11 protein-coding genes, 1 tRNA gene and 1 pseudogene are annotated in these 16007 nt (G+C 45.8%); 6 read left to right on the forward strand and 7 right to left on the reverse strand.

Features of this window, described 5'->3' with window-relative positions; genetic code table 11:
• Positions 1–429: 429 nt before the first annotated feature.
• Complete coding sequence (locus H9625_RS11735; protein ID WP_022039535.1) at positions 430–981, reverse strand: 30S ribosomal protein S16; 552 nt, start codon at positions 979–981, stop codon at positions 430–432.
• Between the two features lie 252 nt (positions 982–1233).
• On the opposite strand from H9625_RS11735, the gene H9625_RS11740 reads away from it, so the two are divergent.
• The 3 genes and pseudogenes from H9625_RS11740 (at position 1234) to H9625_RS11750 (ending at position 3486) form a co-directional block, all read left to right on the forward strand.
• The gene (locus H9625_RS11740; RefSeq protein ID WP_191764469.1) at positions 1234–2211 is read left to right on the forward strand and encodes a TolC family protein; all 978 of its coding nucleotides are present in this window, start codon (positions 1234–1236) and stop codon (positions 2209–2211) included.
• A gap of 199 nt (positions 2212–2410) precedes the next feature.
• A complete protein-coding gene (locus tag H9625_RS11745; RefSeq protein ID WP_087212693.1) occupies positions 2411–2917 on the forward strand; it encodes a nucleotidyltransferase domain-containing protein in 507 nt (168 codons plus the stop codon).
• Between the two features lie 154 nt (positions 2918–3071).
• Positions 3072–3486 (forward strand): annotated as a pseudogene (locus H9625_RS11750) (EamA family transporter).
• 7 nt (positions 3487–3493) lie between these two features.
• Here the strand turns inward: H9625_RS11750 and H9625_RS11755 are convergent.
• Positions 3494–4210, reverse strand: coding sequence for a DUF169 domain-containing protein (locus H9625_RS11755; protein WP_191764471.1), 717 nt, complete (start codon positions 4208–4210; stop codon positions 3494–3496).
• Between the two features lie 318 nt (positions 4211–4528).
• On the opposite strand from H9625_RS11755, the gene H9625_RS11760 reads away from it, so the two are divergent.
• Positions 4529–4993, forward strand: a complete 465-nt coding sequence (locus H9625_RS11760) for a sensor histidine kinase (protein ID WP_022039528.1) — start codon at positions 4529–4531, stop codon at positions 4991–4993.
• A 178-nt stretch (positions 4994–5171) separates the two neighbouring features.
• Here H9625_RS11760 and H9625_RS11765 read toward each other — a convergent pair whose 3' ends face one another.
• From H9625_RS11765 to gdhA, 4 genes are all read right to left on the reverse strand, one after another.
• Positions 5172–6527, reverse strand: a complete 1356-nt coding sequence (locus H9625_RS11765) for a S41 family peptidase (RefSeq protein WP_022039527.1) — start codon at positions 6525–6527, stop codon at positions 5172–5174.
• Between the two features lie 11 nt (positions 6528–6538).
• Positions 6539–7408, reverse strand: a complete 870-nt coding sequence (locus H9625_RS11770; protein WP_087212703.1) for a hypothetical protein — start codon at positions 7406–7408, stop codon at positions 6539–6541.
• Positions 7409–7642: 234 nt separating this feature from the next.
• Positions 7643–9388, reverse strand: coding sequence for a fimbrillin family protein (locus H9625_RS11775; RefSeq protein WP_191764473.1), 1746 nt, complete (start codon positions 9386–9388; stop codon positions 7643–7645).
• Between the two features lie 921 nt (positions 9389–10309).
• Entirely contained in the window at positions 10310–11647 is a 1338-nt protein-coding gene (gene gdhA, locus H9625_RS11780) for an NADP-specific glutamate dehydrogenase (RefSeq protein WP_022039514.1), read from the reverse strand.
• A gap of 230 nt (positions 11648–11877) precedes the next feature.
• Here gdhA and H9625_RS11785 point away from each other — a divergent pair, with 230 nt between their 5' ends.
• Entirely contained in the window at positions 11878–14835 is a 2958-nt protein-coding gene (locus H9625_RS11785; RefSeq protein ID WP_022039513.1) for a PEP/pyruvate-binding domain-containing protein, read from the forward strand.
• 224 nt (positions 14836–15059) lie between these two features.
• Here H9625_RS11785 and H9625_RS11790 read toward each other — a convergent pair.
• Positions 15060–15133: transfer RNA gene (locus tag H9625_RS11790), tRNA-Thr, on the reverse strand.
• Positions 15134–15475: 342 nt separating this feature from the next.
• Between H9625_RS11790 and H9625_RS11795 the strand changes: the two genes are divergently transcribed.
• Positions 15476–16006, forward strand: a complete 531-nt coding sequence (locus H9625_RS11795; protein ID WP_087397041.1) for a DUF4199 domain-containing protein — start codon at positions 15476–15478, stop codon at positions 16004–16006.
• Position 16007: the final 1 nt, after the last annotated feature.

Consider the following 16007-nt stretch of genomic DNA (forward strand, 5'->3'; position numbering starts at 1 on the left):
TCGCCCAAAGCACACACGAAAACGGATACATCAAGCCAAGAAAAACTTTTTGGAGAAATTCAAAACAGCTTCTAAGTGTAGTAAACAAAATTGGTTAGCGAAACTGTTATTATCTTCTTGCTTCAACGCAGATAGCTTCGTTTGGTAAGATTAATAATCTTCCGCTTGTAAGATTAATAATCTTGCAGCCTGAAGATTATTAATCTTACAGCGGATGAGCCTATCTGCGTTTACCGTTGCACCTATATCCGTGGTTCAACTGAAACATAATAACTCTTTCGGCGTGGATAAGTTGGTGCATCCGGGCGTATGCGATACGCCCCTACATTGGCTGTTTGCGGACATCCATTAAAAAAATAAAGAATGGCAAGAAGTATTGCCATTCTTTATTTTGCGACAGCCTCGCTTTTATTACGTCAAAAAGCGAATTTATGCTTCAGCCGGAGCTTCGGTAGCAGGTGCTTCTTCAGCCGGAGTTTCTTCTGCGGTAGCAGCTTCAGCTTCTGCCTTAGCGGCAGCTTCAGCAGCTTTCTTTTCAGCTACTTTCTTAGCAATTTCTTCATTGATTTTCTTTTCTGCTTCCAGACGTTCTTTAACGGCTGCTTGTTTGGTTTCTTCTGCTTTAGCCTTTATTGCGGCCAAATTAGCTTGTTTGTTTTCTTTCCAAGCGCTGAAGCGAGCCTGTGCTGTAGCTTCATCGAATGCGCCTTTTGCAACACCACCCTGCAAGTGTTTCATCATATAAACACCTTCGCGAGACAAGATGTTACGTACAGTGTCTGTAGGTTGTGCACCTACTTTTACCCAATACAATGCACGGTCGAAATTCAAATCTACTGTGGCAGGATTGGTATTGGGGTTGTATGTACCAACTTTTTCAATAAATCTACCATCACGTGGTGCTCTTGAGTCTGCAATAACAATTGAATAAAACGCATATCCTTTGCGTCCGTTTCTTTGCAATCTGATTTTTGTTGCCATCTTTAAATATAAAGTTTAGTAAATAATAAAATGATTTGAATTATACTAATAACTCGTATTAGCGACTGCAAAGGTAATGCTTTTTATTTGATTGGCAAAGCATTGGTTCAGATTTTAAAAAACTGTTGTGGATTTCTTCAAAAAGTTTTCACGCCTTGATGCATTTGTCTTCACTATTCTTGGGGATTTGCCGGATGTCTTCAAGATTCCTACAACATCCGTATCTATTTTTGCCGGAAAAACGGTATCAATATGATTCGGATATGTTTTATTTTAGTCTTTTCCTTTTGTATCCTTACGGCAGGAGGGCAGCAAATGTCTCATGATTTGTCTTATTATGCAGAAGCTGCACGGAATTACAGCCCCTTGCTCCACGATTACCGCAACCAACTGCAAATAGAGCAGGCGGAACTCCGGCGGCTGAAGGCGCTGTACACCCGTTCACGGCTGGAGCTGAACGGGGATTACCTGTTCGTACCCGTCCTGACCAAAGACGGGGGACAAACCTCTTTCCGGTGGAACGCACAGGACGCCACGGATTATTACGGCTACGACTTGGGCGAGAGTAGCGGGCACCTGTATGCCGGAGCCACGTGGACACAGCCGCTCTTGGGACATTCGTCTTACAAAGTGGCACAGGAACAATCCCGCATCAATATGGATATGGCTCGCAACCACATCCGCTTGGAAGAGAACCAACTGGAACGCGCGGTGACGGAACAGTACCGGTTGGACAGCCTGAATACGGCGGCATCGCTGCGCTCTTTCAACTTGCAGTACAAGCCGCGGCTGGACCTGTTTGTGGACGGAGGCATGCAGACGGGCAGTTTCTCGCAATGGTACAGGCATTTCGGCTGGAGCGCAGGACTGACATTTACGTGGACGCTCTTCGACGGCAGGCAAAAGCGTTGGAAGGAGCGTCAGGCGGAACTGCAGCAGCAAAGCATACGCATCTACTGGGACCATGTCGAATACCAACGCAGCATGAGGCTCCGCCAATGCCTGTCGGAGTTGGAGAAATATGACCGGAGAGACAAGGCTCTGACGGAGCAACTCGCCGGATACGAGCGTGTCCTGTCCGATTACGCGCGGGAGGTGGAAGCTGGGCAGGTGTCCGTGCTGGATTACCTGACCGTGCTCCGCAACAAGATACAGACGGAACGGGATGCCCTGCTGATGCGCACGAACCGGCAGCTTGTCATTGCCGCCTACAATTACTGGAACCACTAAACACAACTTGGATATGAAAGCAACTCTTTCGATTCATCAACTCTACGCCAAGCCCATCCTCTTCGTGGCGGGTCTGCCCCTGCTGCTGGTAGTGCTTCCGGCGCTGATGCGGAGGATTTACCGGTGAATGGTGGGGCTTGGTGTTTGCCAAGCTTGCTGATTTTTCATACCTTCGCAAACAAACTTCCAAAATTTAGATATGATTACCGAAAAAGATGCTATTGATTTAATCATGCTTGCCGAAGAATTGGAGATAAATGTTTTCATTGACGGCGGCTGGGGTGTAGATGCATTGTTAGGCGAACAAACGAGAGAACATCAAGACATTGACTTGTTTGTGGAAGAAAGGCAGGCTGTGCGTTTCATTCATGCTTTACATCAACAGGGATTCAAGGAACGGACAGAAACATATTCCACTCCGCAGCACATCGTTTTCGCAGATGCGGATGGGCGGACGGTGGACTTGCATTTGTTTACATATACTTCGGAACGGAAGATTGTTTTTGAAGGAGCAATTTATCCGGCGGACACGTTCAATGGAGAAGGCTGTATCGGCAGAAAGAAAGTGTCGTGTATTCCTCCCCAGGCACAGGTCGCTTTCCACACAGGATATGTTTTTGATGAAAACGATATTAAAGATGTGCTTGCCTTGTGCTACCATTTCCATATTCCTATCCCTGAAGAATACAAGCCTTATGCTAAGTAATCCGCCCCCATCCGAAGCTCCGACAAATCTTACAGGAAAAAGTACTATTCCCGGCAGAGGCTTTTCTGCTTTCTTCAAAATTCCTACAAAATCCGCTCCTACCTTTGCGTAGATACAATAACTTTGCAACCGACTTAAAAACAGGAAAGCGATTATGTGGAAATACTATGCACTGCTGTCCGCCCTCTTTGCCGCGCTGACCGCCATCTTCGCCAAGGTGGGCGTGAAGGACATTAATTCAGATTTGGCTACGGCTATCCGCACCACCGTCATCCTGCTGCTGACGTGGGGCATCGTGCTGTTTGGGCAACATGTAAGCGAGATAAGGGAGATACCGCGTCATGCCTGGCTCTTCCTTGTGCTGAGCGGCGTGGCGACGGGTGTCGTGGCTCTTCTACTTCAAGGCGTTGCAGACGGGCGACGTGTCGCGCGTGGCGCCGATAGACAAGCTGAGCGTGGTCATCACCATCTGCCTGTCATTCCTGTTTCTGAAGGAACCGGTCAGCCTGCGGGTGGTGGCGGGCGCGCTGCTGATTACGGGCGGAAGCATCATCATGTTAATCAAGTAAGCGCAGGTCAGATGCTGTTGGTTATCCGTTCTTTTACCTTACTCCATGCATTCGTATGGAAGAGGCAACAACGGTCCATTGTCTGATACATCTCTTTAAAACGGCTTGCCGGAATCACAAAACTCAGCACATTGCTTTCTACATAAGGGCGCACGGAAGGGTCGAGCAGACCTATAAACGTACGACGGCCGCCTGTTCTGTTTTCTTTTACGGCTTGGGCTACAACTGATGAACAGCCTGAGCCGAAAATGCAGGAGACAGCATCATCGGCGTTATTGTCGAAGAATGCCCAAGTTGCCAGTCCTGACAGCATGTCGGGAGTAGCAAAAAACAAAATCCCTTCCATGGGTTCAAAACTCTCTACGCGGTCAATCCGTATGAAATTAAGATACTTTTTAGCAGCCGGCCGTATATCAAGCCGTTCAATGCACGTTATCACATCTTCCGGAGAAGCCTTGTAGCGTTCTTTATGTGACACAAAGCCGGGCACATGCTCAGGCATCGGCGCAAAGGCGGTATAGAGCTTGCCTCCGCCACAACCGATGGTCTCGGCATTCAGGCTAAGCCCTTTCCCTTTTCTCGCGGCATCCATTCCCTTAAAGAGACAACCGTTTATCTTATCTGTATCTGCCACCGGTTCGTTATCATAATAGAACAGAAGCGGAAGTTCCGCCGTTTCACCAAAAGCCTGGCGGTATTTGCTGATGAATGTCTGAGTATCCATATCTTTTTCAGTATAAGTAGTTTTGTGGGTAAATATAGTGAAAAATTCGATTCTTCTTCAATATATCTTCACATTTCCCTATTACCTTTGCTTCCATGTTTATTCATCAAACGCAATGAAACTGCTGATAATCGAAGACGAAAGGGAGCTGTCGGCCCTTCATCGGTAACGTGGGCAAGGCGGTGTCGAAGGCAGGGATGGCAGAGTATCCCAGCGGCGACATGGCGGATATGCTGGACAATCACGACTTCGTCTACACGCACATCAAGAACTTGAAGGCGAAGCTGGCGGAGGTGGGTGTGAGGGATTGCGTCAAGAATGTGTATCGCGGTGTTGCTGCTTGCCAAGATAGACAACCGCCAGTACGAACAGATGGAAACCATCAGTTTGGGCGATTTTCTCGACAGACTGCTGCCTTCATTGGAATGCCTTATGGGAAACATCGTTCTCCGCAAAGATTTCCAGACTTCACTGATGATACGTGCCAACCGCACCCTTCTGGAAAGTCTCGTGAATAATCTTGTGGTGAATGCTGTCCGCCATAACCGTCCGAATGGGGACATCACTCTTGTTCTGACCGGCAGGCAGCTTATCGTATCGAACACTTCCGATGAGCCGGAATTGGACGCCCGGCAGGTATTCAATCGCTTCTACCGCCCGTCAGAAAAAACAAAAGGTAATGGATTAGGACTGGCGATAGTGAAAGCGGTTTGCGAATACCATGGATGGAAAGTGAACTACTGGTATGAAAATAACAGGCATTGTTTTGCGGTGAATTTTTAGTTCCTATGTTTGTAAAATGTGCTAGCAAAATAGCATAAAGCCAAGAGAAACTGTTTTGAATTTCTCCAAAAAGTTTTTCTTGTCTTGATGTGTTCGTTTCGTGTGTGCTTTGGGCGATTTATTTGGCAAAGCCTGTCCTATTGCGTTTTCATGAGAACATGTTGATAAATGTCAACATTCATTTTATTGACATTTGGCTTCGCTTTGGCTTGTGGTCTATAGGGTTATAAATAATTTTGCTTCCTGTTGAACGGGTACTTTCTTCTGTTCCAGTCGAGGGAAACGTGCCGTGTTCCAAATGATAAAATACCGGAGCCAAAATACTGTCGGCTGGTGTGCCGAACTCTCCTAAATTGGCAGTTAAGTCTTCAGATGAAACATAATCAGGTTGCAGCCCATCAGTATAATAATCGTAAAAGTTTTCCGAGTTGGCTGTATACGAGGTGGTTAACCAGAATTCCAGTTGTGGGTAAGCTTCATTGGTAAACAAGCTCTGTGCCACATTTTTTCCAAAGGTGGCAGTACCTACTTGTAATAGCTTATCACCTAAATATGGGCGCAAGGTATTGATAACAATTTCGGATGCCGAGGCTGTATTAGAGGTGGTGATGACGTACAGGTGGTCATAATTCAGATTGGTTACCCCTTGCAGCAGGCTGGCATCAAAAGTATAGGTCTGTGTCTGAGGATCAGTCTTGTCATTAAATACCATTGTAAGCCACGGTTGTCCCATTGCACCTTGTGGGGCAAGGATGGTACTAAGCAATTGGGCGGTGGATACATAGCCACCCGGATTGTAGCGAAGGTCGAGGATGATGTCGGATGGTGACTGGGCGGCAGCTTCGTTGAAGGCTGCTTTCAGTGATTCTTCGTCGTCCGTTTCAAATCCATTGTAGAGGATATAAAAAGCTTTTTTGCTTCCGGCGGTTATGGTCTTATAGGTAAATACGCTGGGTTGTTCGATGATTCGGGGAGCAGGCATGTCAACGTAGGATGTATCCGGCTGTCCATCTACTTCTGTAGCTACCCGGTAGCGGCAGGAGCTGCTGGGACGCTGGAAGAAAGATTCGAAGTTACTTGTATTCAAAGCCCGGTCGTTCACGCTTACCACCCAGTCGTTGCGTTTCAGTCCCACTTCAGAAGCTGGAGAATCAGGATACACATATAATATATGTACTACATAGTCACCATTGGTATTGCGTATCAATGAGCCTTCCAATCCGAAAGTGGGGTAAGCACTTTGTACACGTGAAACATTTACCGAATCAATGTGGGAAAACACGCTTCCATTTTTCTGGTCCTGTGAAGAAACAACCGACTGGAGAAATGTTTCGGGCTTATCGAAGAAGTTCAGTCCTTCTTCGGTGGGAAGGTCTTCGTAAAACAGGTAATGTTGTTGCATGGTTTCGTACATCCACGTTTTTGGCCCGATGAGGGCATAATATTCCCCCGAGCGGTCTTGTCCGCACGATGCAAGGAATAAGGCAGATGCAAGCATGCATAGCGCATGGATGTGGAATAGGCTTCTTTTCATGATGCAGGCTTTTATTTCATGGTAAACGAGTTTTGTCCGATCATATTGCCGTCGGCAAAGATATAGACCGTATAGGTACCTGCAGGAAGGTATTCTTCCACGTCCCAATAGACGGTAACGCTTTGTTCTTCTCCGGTATATTCAATATACTTTTTAATGGAGTAAGTAATTTCACGGTCTTCGTAGGCAAAGGTGGTATTGCCTTTCGAGAGGATGTCATTGTCGGGCTTGGCAATGCGGACGTAAATTGTTTTGTTGCCCGTTTCGGCAGTGATGTTCTTTACGATGGTGAACGAGATAGCAATTTTTTTCACGTCTTTTACCTTTCGTGCTTTCTTGCCACGTTTATTCATCGGTAGTGCAGAGATGTTGGTGGCATCCAGTTGGGCTGCTAGCGATACCTTTTCGTTCAGGTTTTTCTTTTCTTGCGAGAGGGTATTGATTTGCGCTGTGGCAGCTGAGTATTTGCTTTTCACTTCCTGATTTTCTTCCATCAGTGCAGCGTTGAGCCGGTTGAGCGAGTCAATTTGGATAACATAGGTACGCAGCACGGCACGTACGGTTTTCAATTCTTTCTTCAACCGCAATATTTCGGCAGCATTGGTTGTCTTCACCTGCCGCAGTTCTTCCAATAACCGTTGGGTCTTCAACTTTTCACTTTCCAGTTTTTCACGAAGCGAATCGTTGTTGATTTGCACCTGAAGTTCATCGTATTGTGTAGCAAACGCGCTATATTCATTTTCCATTTCTTGTTTTTCTACGGCAAACACTTCGGCCATTTCCTTATTTTTCCGGTATTCGTTCACGGCAAGGAAAGAAACGCCTGCAACAATGACAATCAATAGAATAATCGCTCCAACTAATTTTTTATTTTTTTCCATAGACTCTTGAGTTTGGGCGCAAAATTACAACATTTTGCACAGATGTAGTCTTTTGGGCTGATAAAAAACTATAATGGGGATGAGTTCATGCGTTTTAAGTTTTTAAGTTTTTAAGTTTTTAAGTTTTTGAGTTTTTAAGTTTTTGGGTTTGTTTGCTGATTCTGCCTTACTGGTTATTGGGAATAGCTCTTAAAAACTCATCCTACATCATCACACAAAACTCAAAACAGACTTTTAAAGGCCTGCCAACTTGGCTGGAACACCTTCATCTCCTGCTTCCCAATGCAAAAGGGGAAGTCCGTTATACTCGCCTTGCTGCTTGTCTACCCAGGCATTTAAGGCATCCAAAAGGGTTTCGCCCGTATCGGTAACGGTGAAATCAGTATCGTAAGTATAGATGGTGCTTTTGTCTTTGATGTTGGTGAAATTCTTGTAAACAGGATCGGAGGTGCATGTTACCGGGTAATAACAATATTGAAATATCGTTTTTGTTGTTGCAACTCTATGACTAAAATAACCAAATTCCGTATTGCCCACATACATTAAATCCCCTGCATAACAATTAAGAAGGCAGTTTTCGTCATTTCCACTACGATGAAAAATTCCTCCAGTTTGCGATGCTTTGTTAAAATGACACGCGTATACATAGCTATTGAGTATTTGGGAATAATTATAGTTACATAATCCCCCTGCACTATATAATGTTCCCTCAAAATTGACATTATATGATGAGCAGTTGGCAATAATGCCATAATTTTCACTTACTAATCCTCCAGCGTAACCCAATGTCCAGTCCTTGATACTACATGACTTTACATGACATCCGGTAATAATCCCTTCATTCAAACCTACCATCATTCCTTCAAAATAAGGCTCATTAGAAATCTGAGGATTGGTATAGGAACAGTTTTCTAAAGTCAAATTCTTTACAATTCCTCGCTCGCCTATGTATCCGAATAGTCCCTGATGTTTAGTGTCCTCCGGAGTAATCAAACGTAGATTGGAAAGCGAATGCCCTTGACCGTCAAAACATTTATTAAAAGATTTGCTTTTACCAAATTCTGTCGACTTACAGCCTATCGGCTGCACTTGCTCACTTTGCTCTTCTGTGAACTCAATGTCCGCACAAAGGAAATAGGTCATGACGCCATCTACTTCATGTCCGAAATCGTCCAGCGTGTAGCCTTCGTATTCCATCCCGTTTATCAGATGGGAGAATGCGATAAATTCTTCTGCGGTGTAGATGCCGGTTTCTTTTTCTTTGGAAATAAGCCGGTAGGTATATTGGTGTCCCGAAATGAAAGATTGTGTCGGAGTGGTGAGCTGTAGTTCACCTTCGGGGGTGACAAGCCTGATGTCGACAGAAACATTGTCGGCAGGAGGTATGAAAAGTGTATATATACGGTCAGTTCGTTTTTCGAAAGAAACGGTAGGTGCCGGAGTTTCTGCAAATGTGAATGTTCGGGTGTGAGGCTCTATGCTTGCCAGTCGGACGGATGGAGTAAAACGGATGTTTTGCATCTGTGTATGGATTGATTCATCTGTCTCAAAAGTGATTTTGGCAAAGAGATGTTCGAATTGCAGTTCAACTGGTTTGCCGTAGGGTGTTTCTTGAGCTGCATATAAGATGTCTTTCAGATTTCCTTCCGTATCGTAAAGTTCTTGTTGGGTTGATGCGAATGCCGGATAGTAGACGACAACCGATGCATCATTTCCACTTTTATCCCAGTACAATGGAGTCTCAGGATGCCATTCCCCATCTTGATAAGTCAGGGCGATATTGTTGGCGTTTATTCCTCCCTGACAGAAAAGGGAGGCTTTGTCGCCTGCGGTGAAGATATTTTTTCCTTCATTGTTCCGGGTCATCCCTTCCAATTGGTTTCCTTGGATGGAGACTGTTATAAGTGAGTTGTCCATAAGTTGTTCTTCCTGGCATCCGACAAGCAGGCAAGCAAGGAGGATGATATATAGCTGTTTCATGGCATTCGGTATATTGTTGTTTTTAAAATATAACGCAAGAGCATTATTTTGTTTACCCCCGTTCCCTGTTTTTTACCAGCTGATTATGCGAATCGGGAGTTGACAACGGATTCTTGTGATGCTATCACAGGACACAGACTACACAAGGATACACAGAAGAACAGGTCAATAATCAATATGCTGATGTGAAAATAAATTAGCACATTGCCCTATTATTCATCCGTTATAGTAGAACAAAATTGGTTTGCGAAAAATTCTTGATGTATTGTCATCTAAGGGAACGAACGTGAAGGATCTCGTAGACATCCACGTGGGCGCATCCGAGATGCTTCACTACGTTACCAATGACGAATTTACAATTTGTCATAATCGAATGGATTTTCCGCAGGAAATAGGCACTCAGCATGACAAATGATTTTTCGCATTTTATTTCTGATTGACTATAAAAGGGAGTTGGAAGAAATTATTGTCCGCAGGTGGGTTGGAAGTTTGGCGGTCAGTACATTTGTATCGGTTTCAGAGGCAGGAATATTGCTCTGGAAAGTAAGATATACTTCAACTGCGAATGAATATATACTTCAACTGCGAATGAATATATACTTCAACTGCGAATGAATATATACTTCAACCGCGAATGAATATATACTTCAACTGCGAATGAATATATACTTCAACTGCAGATGAAGATATACTGCAATCAGATGGGGATATTTTAGGGGCAGGAGGACATTGCTTTGGGATAATCGAATGTTATTTTGATGCGCCTTCGGAATGTGTCCACTTATCCATGTGGATGTATTCAGGGCGTATGCGATACGCCCCTACAGCAAAAAACGCTGCTTACCTTCACAGGCGAGCAGCGCAGCTACAATACAAAATACAAATACAACTAAACGAGATATTATTATAAAACGTCCTGTTTTATACAATTCCTTGTGCCATCATGGCGTGTGCCACTTTCATGAATCCGGCAATGTTGGCACCTTTTACATAATTGATGTAACCGTCAGGCTCGGTGCCGTACTTCACACATTGTTCGTGGATGTTGTGCATAATCTGATGCAACTTGTCATCTACTTCCTGTGCGGTCCAGCTGATGTGCATGGCGTTCTGGCTCATTTCGAGTCCCGAGGTCGCTACACCTCCTGCATTGACGGCTTTTCCCGGTGCATACATCACCTTGTTTTCGATGAATGCATCGATGGCTTCGGGTGTGCAACCCATGTTGGAAATTTCTCCGACACAAAGAACGGAATTTTTTATCAAATTACAAGCGTCTTCGCCATTTAATTCGTTCTGAGTGGCGCAAGGAAGTGCGATATCTACCTTTACTTCCCACGGACGGCGTCCCGGATAGAAGGTTGCGCCCGGATATTTTTCGGCATAGGGTGCTACCACATCGTTTCCCGAAGCGCGGAGTTCGAGCATGTAGTCTATCTTTTCACCGCTTACTCCGTCGGGGTCGTAAATATATCCGTCGGGACCGGAAAGGGTGACTACCTTAGCTCCTAACTGGTTGGCTTTCGTTACGGCTCCCCATGCTACGTTGCCGAAACCTGATACGGCGATGGTTTTGCCCTTGATGTCGATGCCTTTCTTGTCGAGCATGTGTTTTACGAAGTACAGTCCGCCGAAACCTGTGGCTTCGGGACGGATAAGTGAACCGCCATATTCAAGTCCTTTGCCTGTAAAGGTGCCGGTAAATTCGTGTGTCAGTTTCTTGTACATGCCGAACATGTATCCAACCTCGCGTCCGCCTACGCCGATGTCGCCGGCAGGCACATCCATGTCGGGACCCAGATGGTGGTAAAGCTCCAGCATAAAGGCTTGGCAGAAGCGCATGATCTCGGCTTCGCTCTTGCCGCGCGGTGAGAAGTCGGAACCGCCTTTGGCGCCACCCATGGGCAAGGTAGTAAGGGCGTTTTTGAATGTTTGTTCGAATCCTAAGAATTTCAGGATAGACAGGTTGACTGATGCGTGGAAACGGATGCCGCCTTTGTAAGGACCGATGGCATTGTTGAATTGGACGCGATAGCCCAGGTTGACTTGCACTTTGCCTTTGTCGTCTACCCACGGCACACGGAATGTGATGATGCGGTCGGGTTCTACCAGCCGCTCGATGAGCGATACCTTTTCGAACTCGGGATGCTGGTTGTAAATATCTTCGATAGAAATCAATACCTCTTTTACGGCTTGCAAATACTCAGATTCACCGGGATGCTTGGCCTCCAGCGATGACATGATTCGGTTGATGTCCATAACTATTTATCTTTAAGGTCTGACAAAATGAAATGTTTCTTTATGCAAAGGTAGGATTTTAAACGGATAAATCAAATAATTCTGTATGAATTTATCTGTAAAAACTGATAAAAAGTTAAAAGCCGTATGGCAGGTCATTGGCGGCAGGTAAAGTTTGTACGCCGATAAGTTGCATAAATCAAGAGAAATCCCGAAATTTGTTTGAGAAATCAAGCTTAAATCCGATAGCTATGCTCAATAAGTTAAAATTAAACCAACTCTATTTCAAGGATACCCAGTTTGTCAACCTGATGACGAAACGTATCTTTAATGTACTTCTGGTTGCCAATCCGTATGATGCTTTCATGCTGGAAGACGACGGGCGCATCGATGAGAAAATCTTTATCGAGTATATGAACCTGAGCCTTCGTTATCCGCCGCGTTTCACGCAGGTGTCTACCGAGGAAGATGCCTGGAAGCAGTTGGAAAACACCCGTTTCGAGCTGGTCATCTGTATGCCCGGCACCGATAATAGTGATACGTTTGACATCGGCAGGCAAATCAAGGAGAAATATCCGCATATTCCGCTGGTGGTCCTGACCCCGTTCTCGCACGGCATCCGCGAGCGGATGGAGCACGAAGACCTGAGTGTCTTTGAATACGTGTTCTGCTGGCTGGGGAATACCGACCTGCTGGTGTCTATCATCAAGCTGATAGAGGACAAGATGAATCTGGAGCATGATGTCAAGGAGGTGGGTGTGCAGATGATTCTGCTGGTAGAAGACTCCATACGGTTTTATTCGTCGGTATTGCCTAACCTTTACAAGTTTGTGTTGCGCCAAAGCCAGGAGTTTGCAACGGAGGCGCTGAACGAGCACCAGCGTACCTTGCGCATGCGCGGGCGTCCTAAGATTGTATTGGCACGCACTTATGAGGAGGCGTTTGACCTTTATACCCGTTATCAGAACAATACCTTGGGGATTGTTTCCGATGCGCGTTTCCCTCGAGAAGGGAAGATTGATCCGCAGGCAGGCATCCGCTTTCTTACCGAGGTGCGTAGCCGGAGTCCGTTTATCCCTTTGATTTTGCAATCGTCGGAAGCTTCGAACCGGGAGTTTGCCACCCACATTCATGCCCAGTTTGTCGACAAGAATTCCAAGAAGATGAATCTGGACTTGCGGCAGGCTGTGTCTGAGCATTTCGGCTTCGGTGATTTTGTGTTCCGTGACCCGAAGACCAAGGAGGAAGTGGCGCGGGTGCATAACTTGAAAGATTTGCAGAACGCCATTTTCTCTATCCCCGCCGACTCGCTGCTGTATCATATCGGGCGTAATCACGTGTCCCGCTGGTTGTATTCGCGTGCTATATTTCCCGTGGCAGAGTTTCTGAAGCAGATTACGTGGGAGTCGTTGCAAGACATTGATGCCCACCGGCAGATTATCTTCGAAGCCATTGTGAAATACCGTAAGATGAAAAACCAGGGTGTCGTAGCGGTATTCCAGCGCGACAGGTTCGACCGCTATTCGCACTTTGCCCGCATCGGTGACGGTTCGTTGGGAGGAAAGGGGCGCGGACTTGCCTTTATCGACAACATGGTAAAGCGTCATCCCGAGTTTGAAGAGTTTGAGAATGCCACGATAGCCATTCCGAAGACGGTGGTGCTCTGTACGGATATATTCGACGAGTTTATGGAAACCAACCAGCTCTACCAGATAGCCCTGAGCGAAGCGGATGACGAAGTGATATTGCGTGCCTTTCTGCGTGCGAAGCTGCCCGATAACCTGGTAGAGGACTTTTTCGCTTTCTTCGATGTGGTGAAGGCGCCGATAGCCATCCGTTCGTCCAGCTTGCTGGAAGACTCGCACTATCAGCCTTTTGCCGGTATCTATTCTACTTATATGATTCCGTATATGGATGACAAGTACGAACGCCTGCGGATGCTGAGCGATGCGATAAAAGGTGTATATGCTTCGGTGTTCTATAAAGACAGCAAGGCGTATATGCAGGCTACCAGCAACGTTATCGACGAGGAAAAGATGGCAGTAATCCTGCAGGAGGTAGTGGGTACGCAATACGGCGACCGTTACTATCCTGCCATATCGGGAGTGGCACGTTCGGTCAATTATTATCCTATCAATGACGAACTTGCCGAAGAAGGTACTGTCAGCCTGGCATTGGGCTTGGGCAAATACATCGTCGACGGCGGATTGACCCTGCGTGTGTGTCCGTATCACCCTGATAAGGTGTTGCAGACCAGTGAACTGGAGATGGCGCTTCGCGAGACACAGACCCGCTTTTATGCCCTTGACCTGAAGAACCTGGGACACGACTTTTCGCTGGATGACGGGTTCAATCTCTTGAAGCTGCCGGTGAAGGAAGCCGAGGCAGACGGTTCGCTGACATACATCGCTTCTACTTACGACCCTTATGATATGGTTATCCGCGACGGTATTTATCCCGGCGGGCGCAAGGTGATTACCTTTGCCAATATTCTTCAGCACGATGTGTTTCCTTTGGCACGTATTCTTCAGCTGGTACAGAAGTATGGTCAGGGTGAAATGCGCCGTCCGGTAGAGATTGAGTTTGCCGTTAACCTGAACGCCCAAGAGAAGTCCGGCACTTTTTATTTGCTTCAAATCCGTCCGATGGTGGATATGAAAGCCGATTTCAACGAAGACCTGGAAGCCATCCCCGCAGAGCGTTTGTTGCTGAAAAGCGAGAATGCGTTGGGGCAGGGTGTGATAGATGATATGCAAGATGTGATTTATGTGAAGACGGAAGGTTATTCGGCTTCGAACAACCAGCTGATAGCCTATGATATCGAGAAACTGAACCGGCGTTTCCTTGACGAAGGCAAGCACTATGTCCTGGTAGGTCCGGGCAGGTGGGGAAGCAGTGATACCTGGCTGGGTATTCCTGTGAAGTGGCCCAATATTTCGGCGGCACGTATTATCGTTGAGGCTGGTCTCACCAATTACCGTGTCGACCCTAGCCAGGGTACGCATTTCTTCCAGAACCTCACGTCATTCGGGGTAGGCTATTTTACCATCAATGCTTATTGCGGCGACGGGGTGTTCAATCAGGAATTGCTGGATGCCATGCCTGCTGTGGAAGAGACGAAATTTATCCGTTGGGTGCATTTCGACAAGCCGCTTACGGCAAAGATGAACGGGAAGAAGAAGCTGGGAGTGGTGGAATTGCCGGAATGAGTAACCTGTTTATTATATAACTATTCACTACAGAGGCCACAGAGTGTCACAGAAGAATAGGTCAATAAACAATATGCTAATGTGAAAATAAATTAGCACATTGCCCTATTATTCATTGACACATTAAATCTGTGTCCTCTGTGGTGAGAATCATCGCACGATAAATTCAAAACAGTTCCTAAAAGAAAAGGTTGCTTCCTTTTACAGAAAGCAACCTTTTTTCGAGCCTCTTGTCGGATTCGAACCAACGACCCCGAGATTACAAATCACGTGCTCTGGCCAACTGAGCTAAAGAGGCAGGTGGGTAAGCTTACCATATCGCGCCGCTACAACCAACTACCTTTGCTGCGATCAAGCCCTGGAGGATTCGAAGGGAGCTGGCCGTATGGGACTTACCCGTATTTCAAAAAACTTGCAATCCCTGAACTATCGGCGCGATATTTCTTGATTGCGGGTGCAAAGGTAGGTATTTTTTCTGAATATGCAATACGTCTTCTGAAAAAAATGCAGAAAAAAATGAAGAGACGTCATTTTTCATGCTTTTATTACGCTGAATAAGTACAAAAAACGTACTTTTGTACGCAAATAAAGTTATCCGTTACGGAGGGTATACTCTTTTAATCTATTTAAAGTAAAGAAAATGACACCAGACAGACCAATCGGTATTCAAGAGCATGCAATGAGATTCGGAACCTATATGGGAATCTTTTGGATTATCAAATTCATTTTTCTTCCATTAGGGTTTAAAATTCCCTTGCTGCAACTCCTTTTTATATTGGGTACGCTGTTTGTCCCCATATTGGGATACTTGTATGCACGCAAATTCCGGAATACATATTGCAACGGAACCATTCCGTTTTTCCGTGCTTTCATCTTTACCGTATGCATGTATGTCTTTGCGGCCATGCTGGCGGCGGTAGGGCACTATCTTTACTTCCGGTTTATCGACCAAGGATTCTTGTTTGACATGTACAGGCAACAGCTGAACGAGGCAAAGGCTATGCTTCAAGGTGAACTGGCAACTTCCATAGACCAGCTTATGCTTGCTTTTGATACGATAGCTTCCCTGAGTCCCATTCAACTCACTTTTCAACTCATTACGCAGAATGTATTCTATGGCATTTTGCTTGCCTTGCCTACAGGCTTGTTAGTTATGAAATATAAAAAATAAA

Origin of the sequence: Phocaeicola intestinalis (assembly GCF_014837065.1) — a bacterium.
GTDB lineage: Bacteria > Bacteroidota > Bacteroidia > Bacteroidales > Bacteroidaceae > Phocaeicola > Phocaeicola intestinalis.

What these genes read in the sequence shown, in the direction of transcription:
- H9625_RS11735 (WP_022039535.1), bottom strand. Translation starts at nt 981, where the DNA reads ATGGCAACAAAAATCAGATTGCAAAGAAACGGACGCAAAGGATATGCG.
- H9625_RS11740 (WP_191764469.1), top strand. Translation starts at nt 1,234, where the DNA reads ATGATTCGGATATGTTTTATTTTAGTCTTTTCCTTTTGTATCCTTACG.
- H9625_RS11745 (WP_087212693.1), top strand. Translation starts at nt 2,411, where the DNA reads ATGATTACCGAAAAAGATGCTATTGATTTAATCATGCTTGCCGAAGAA.
- H9625_RS11755 (WP_191764471.1), bottom strand. Translation starts at nt 4,210, where the DNA reads ATGGATACTCAGACATTCATCAGCAAATACCGCCAGGCTTTTGGTGAA.
- H9625_RS11760 (WP_022039528.1), top strand. Translation starts at nt 4,529, where the DNA reads ATGTGTATCGCGGTGTTGCTGCTTGCCAAGATAGACAACCGCCAGTAC.
- H9625_RS11765 (WP_022039527.1), bottom strand. Translation starts at nt 6,527, where the DNA reads ATGAAAAGAAGCCTATTCCACATCCATGCGCTATGCATGCTTGCATCT.
- H9625_RS11770 (WP_087212703.1), bottom strand. Translation starts at nt 7,408, where the DNA reads ATGGAAAAAAATAAAAAATTAGTTGGAGCGATTATTCTATTGATTGTC.
- H9625_RS11775 (WP_191764473.1), bottom strand. Translation starts at nt 9,388, where the DNA reads ATGAAACAGCTATATATCATCCTCCTTGCTTGCCTGCTTGTCGGATGC.
- gdhA (WP_022039514.1), bottom strand. Translation starts at nt 11,647, where the DNA reads ATGGACATCAACCGAATCATGTCATCGCTGGAGGCCAAGCATCCCGGT.
- H9625_RS11785 (WP_022039513.1), top strand. Translation starts at nt 11,878, where the DNA reads ATGCTCAATAAGTTAAAATTAAACCAACTCTATTTCAAGGATACCCAG.
- H9625_RS11795 (WP_087397041.1), top strand. Translation starts at nt 15,476, where the DNA reads ATGACACCAGACAGACCAATCGGTATTCAAGAGCATGCAATGAGATTC.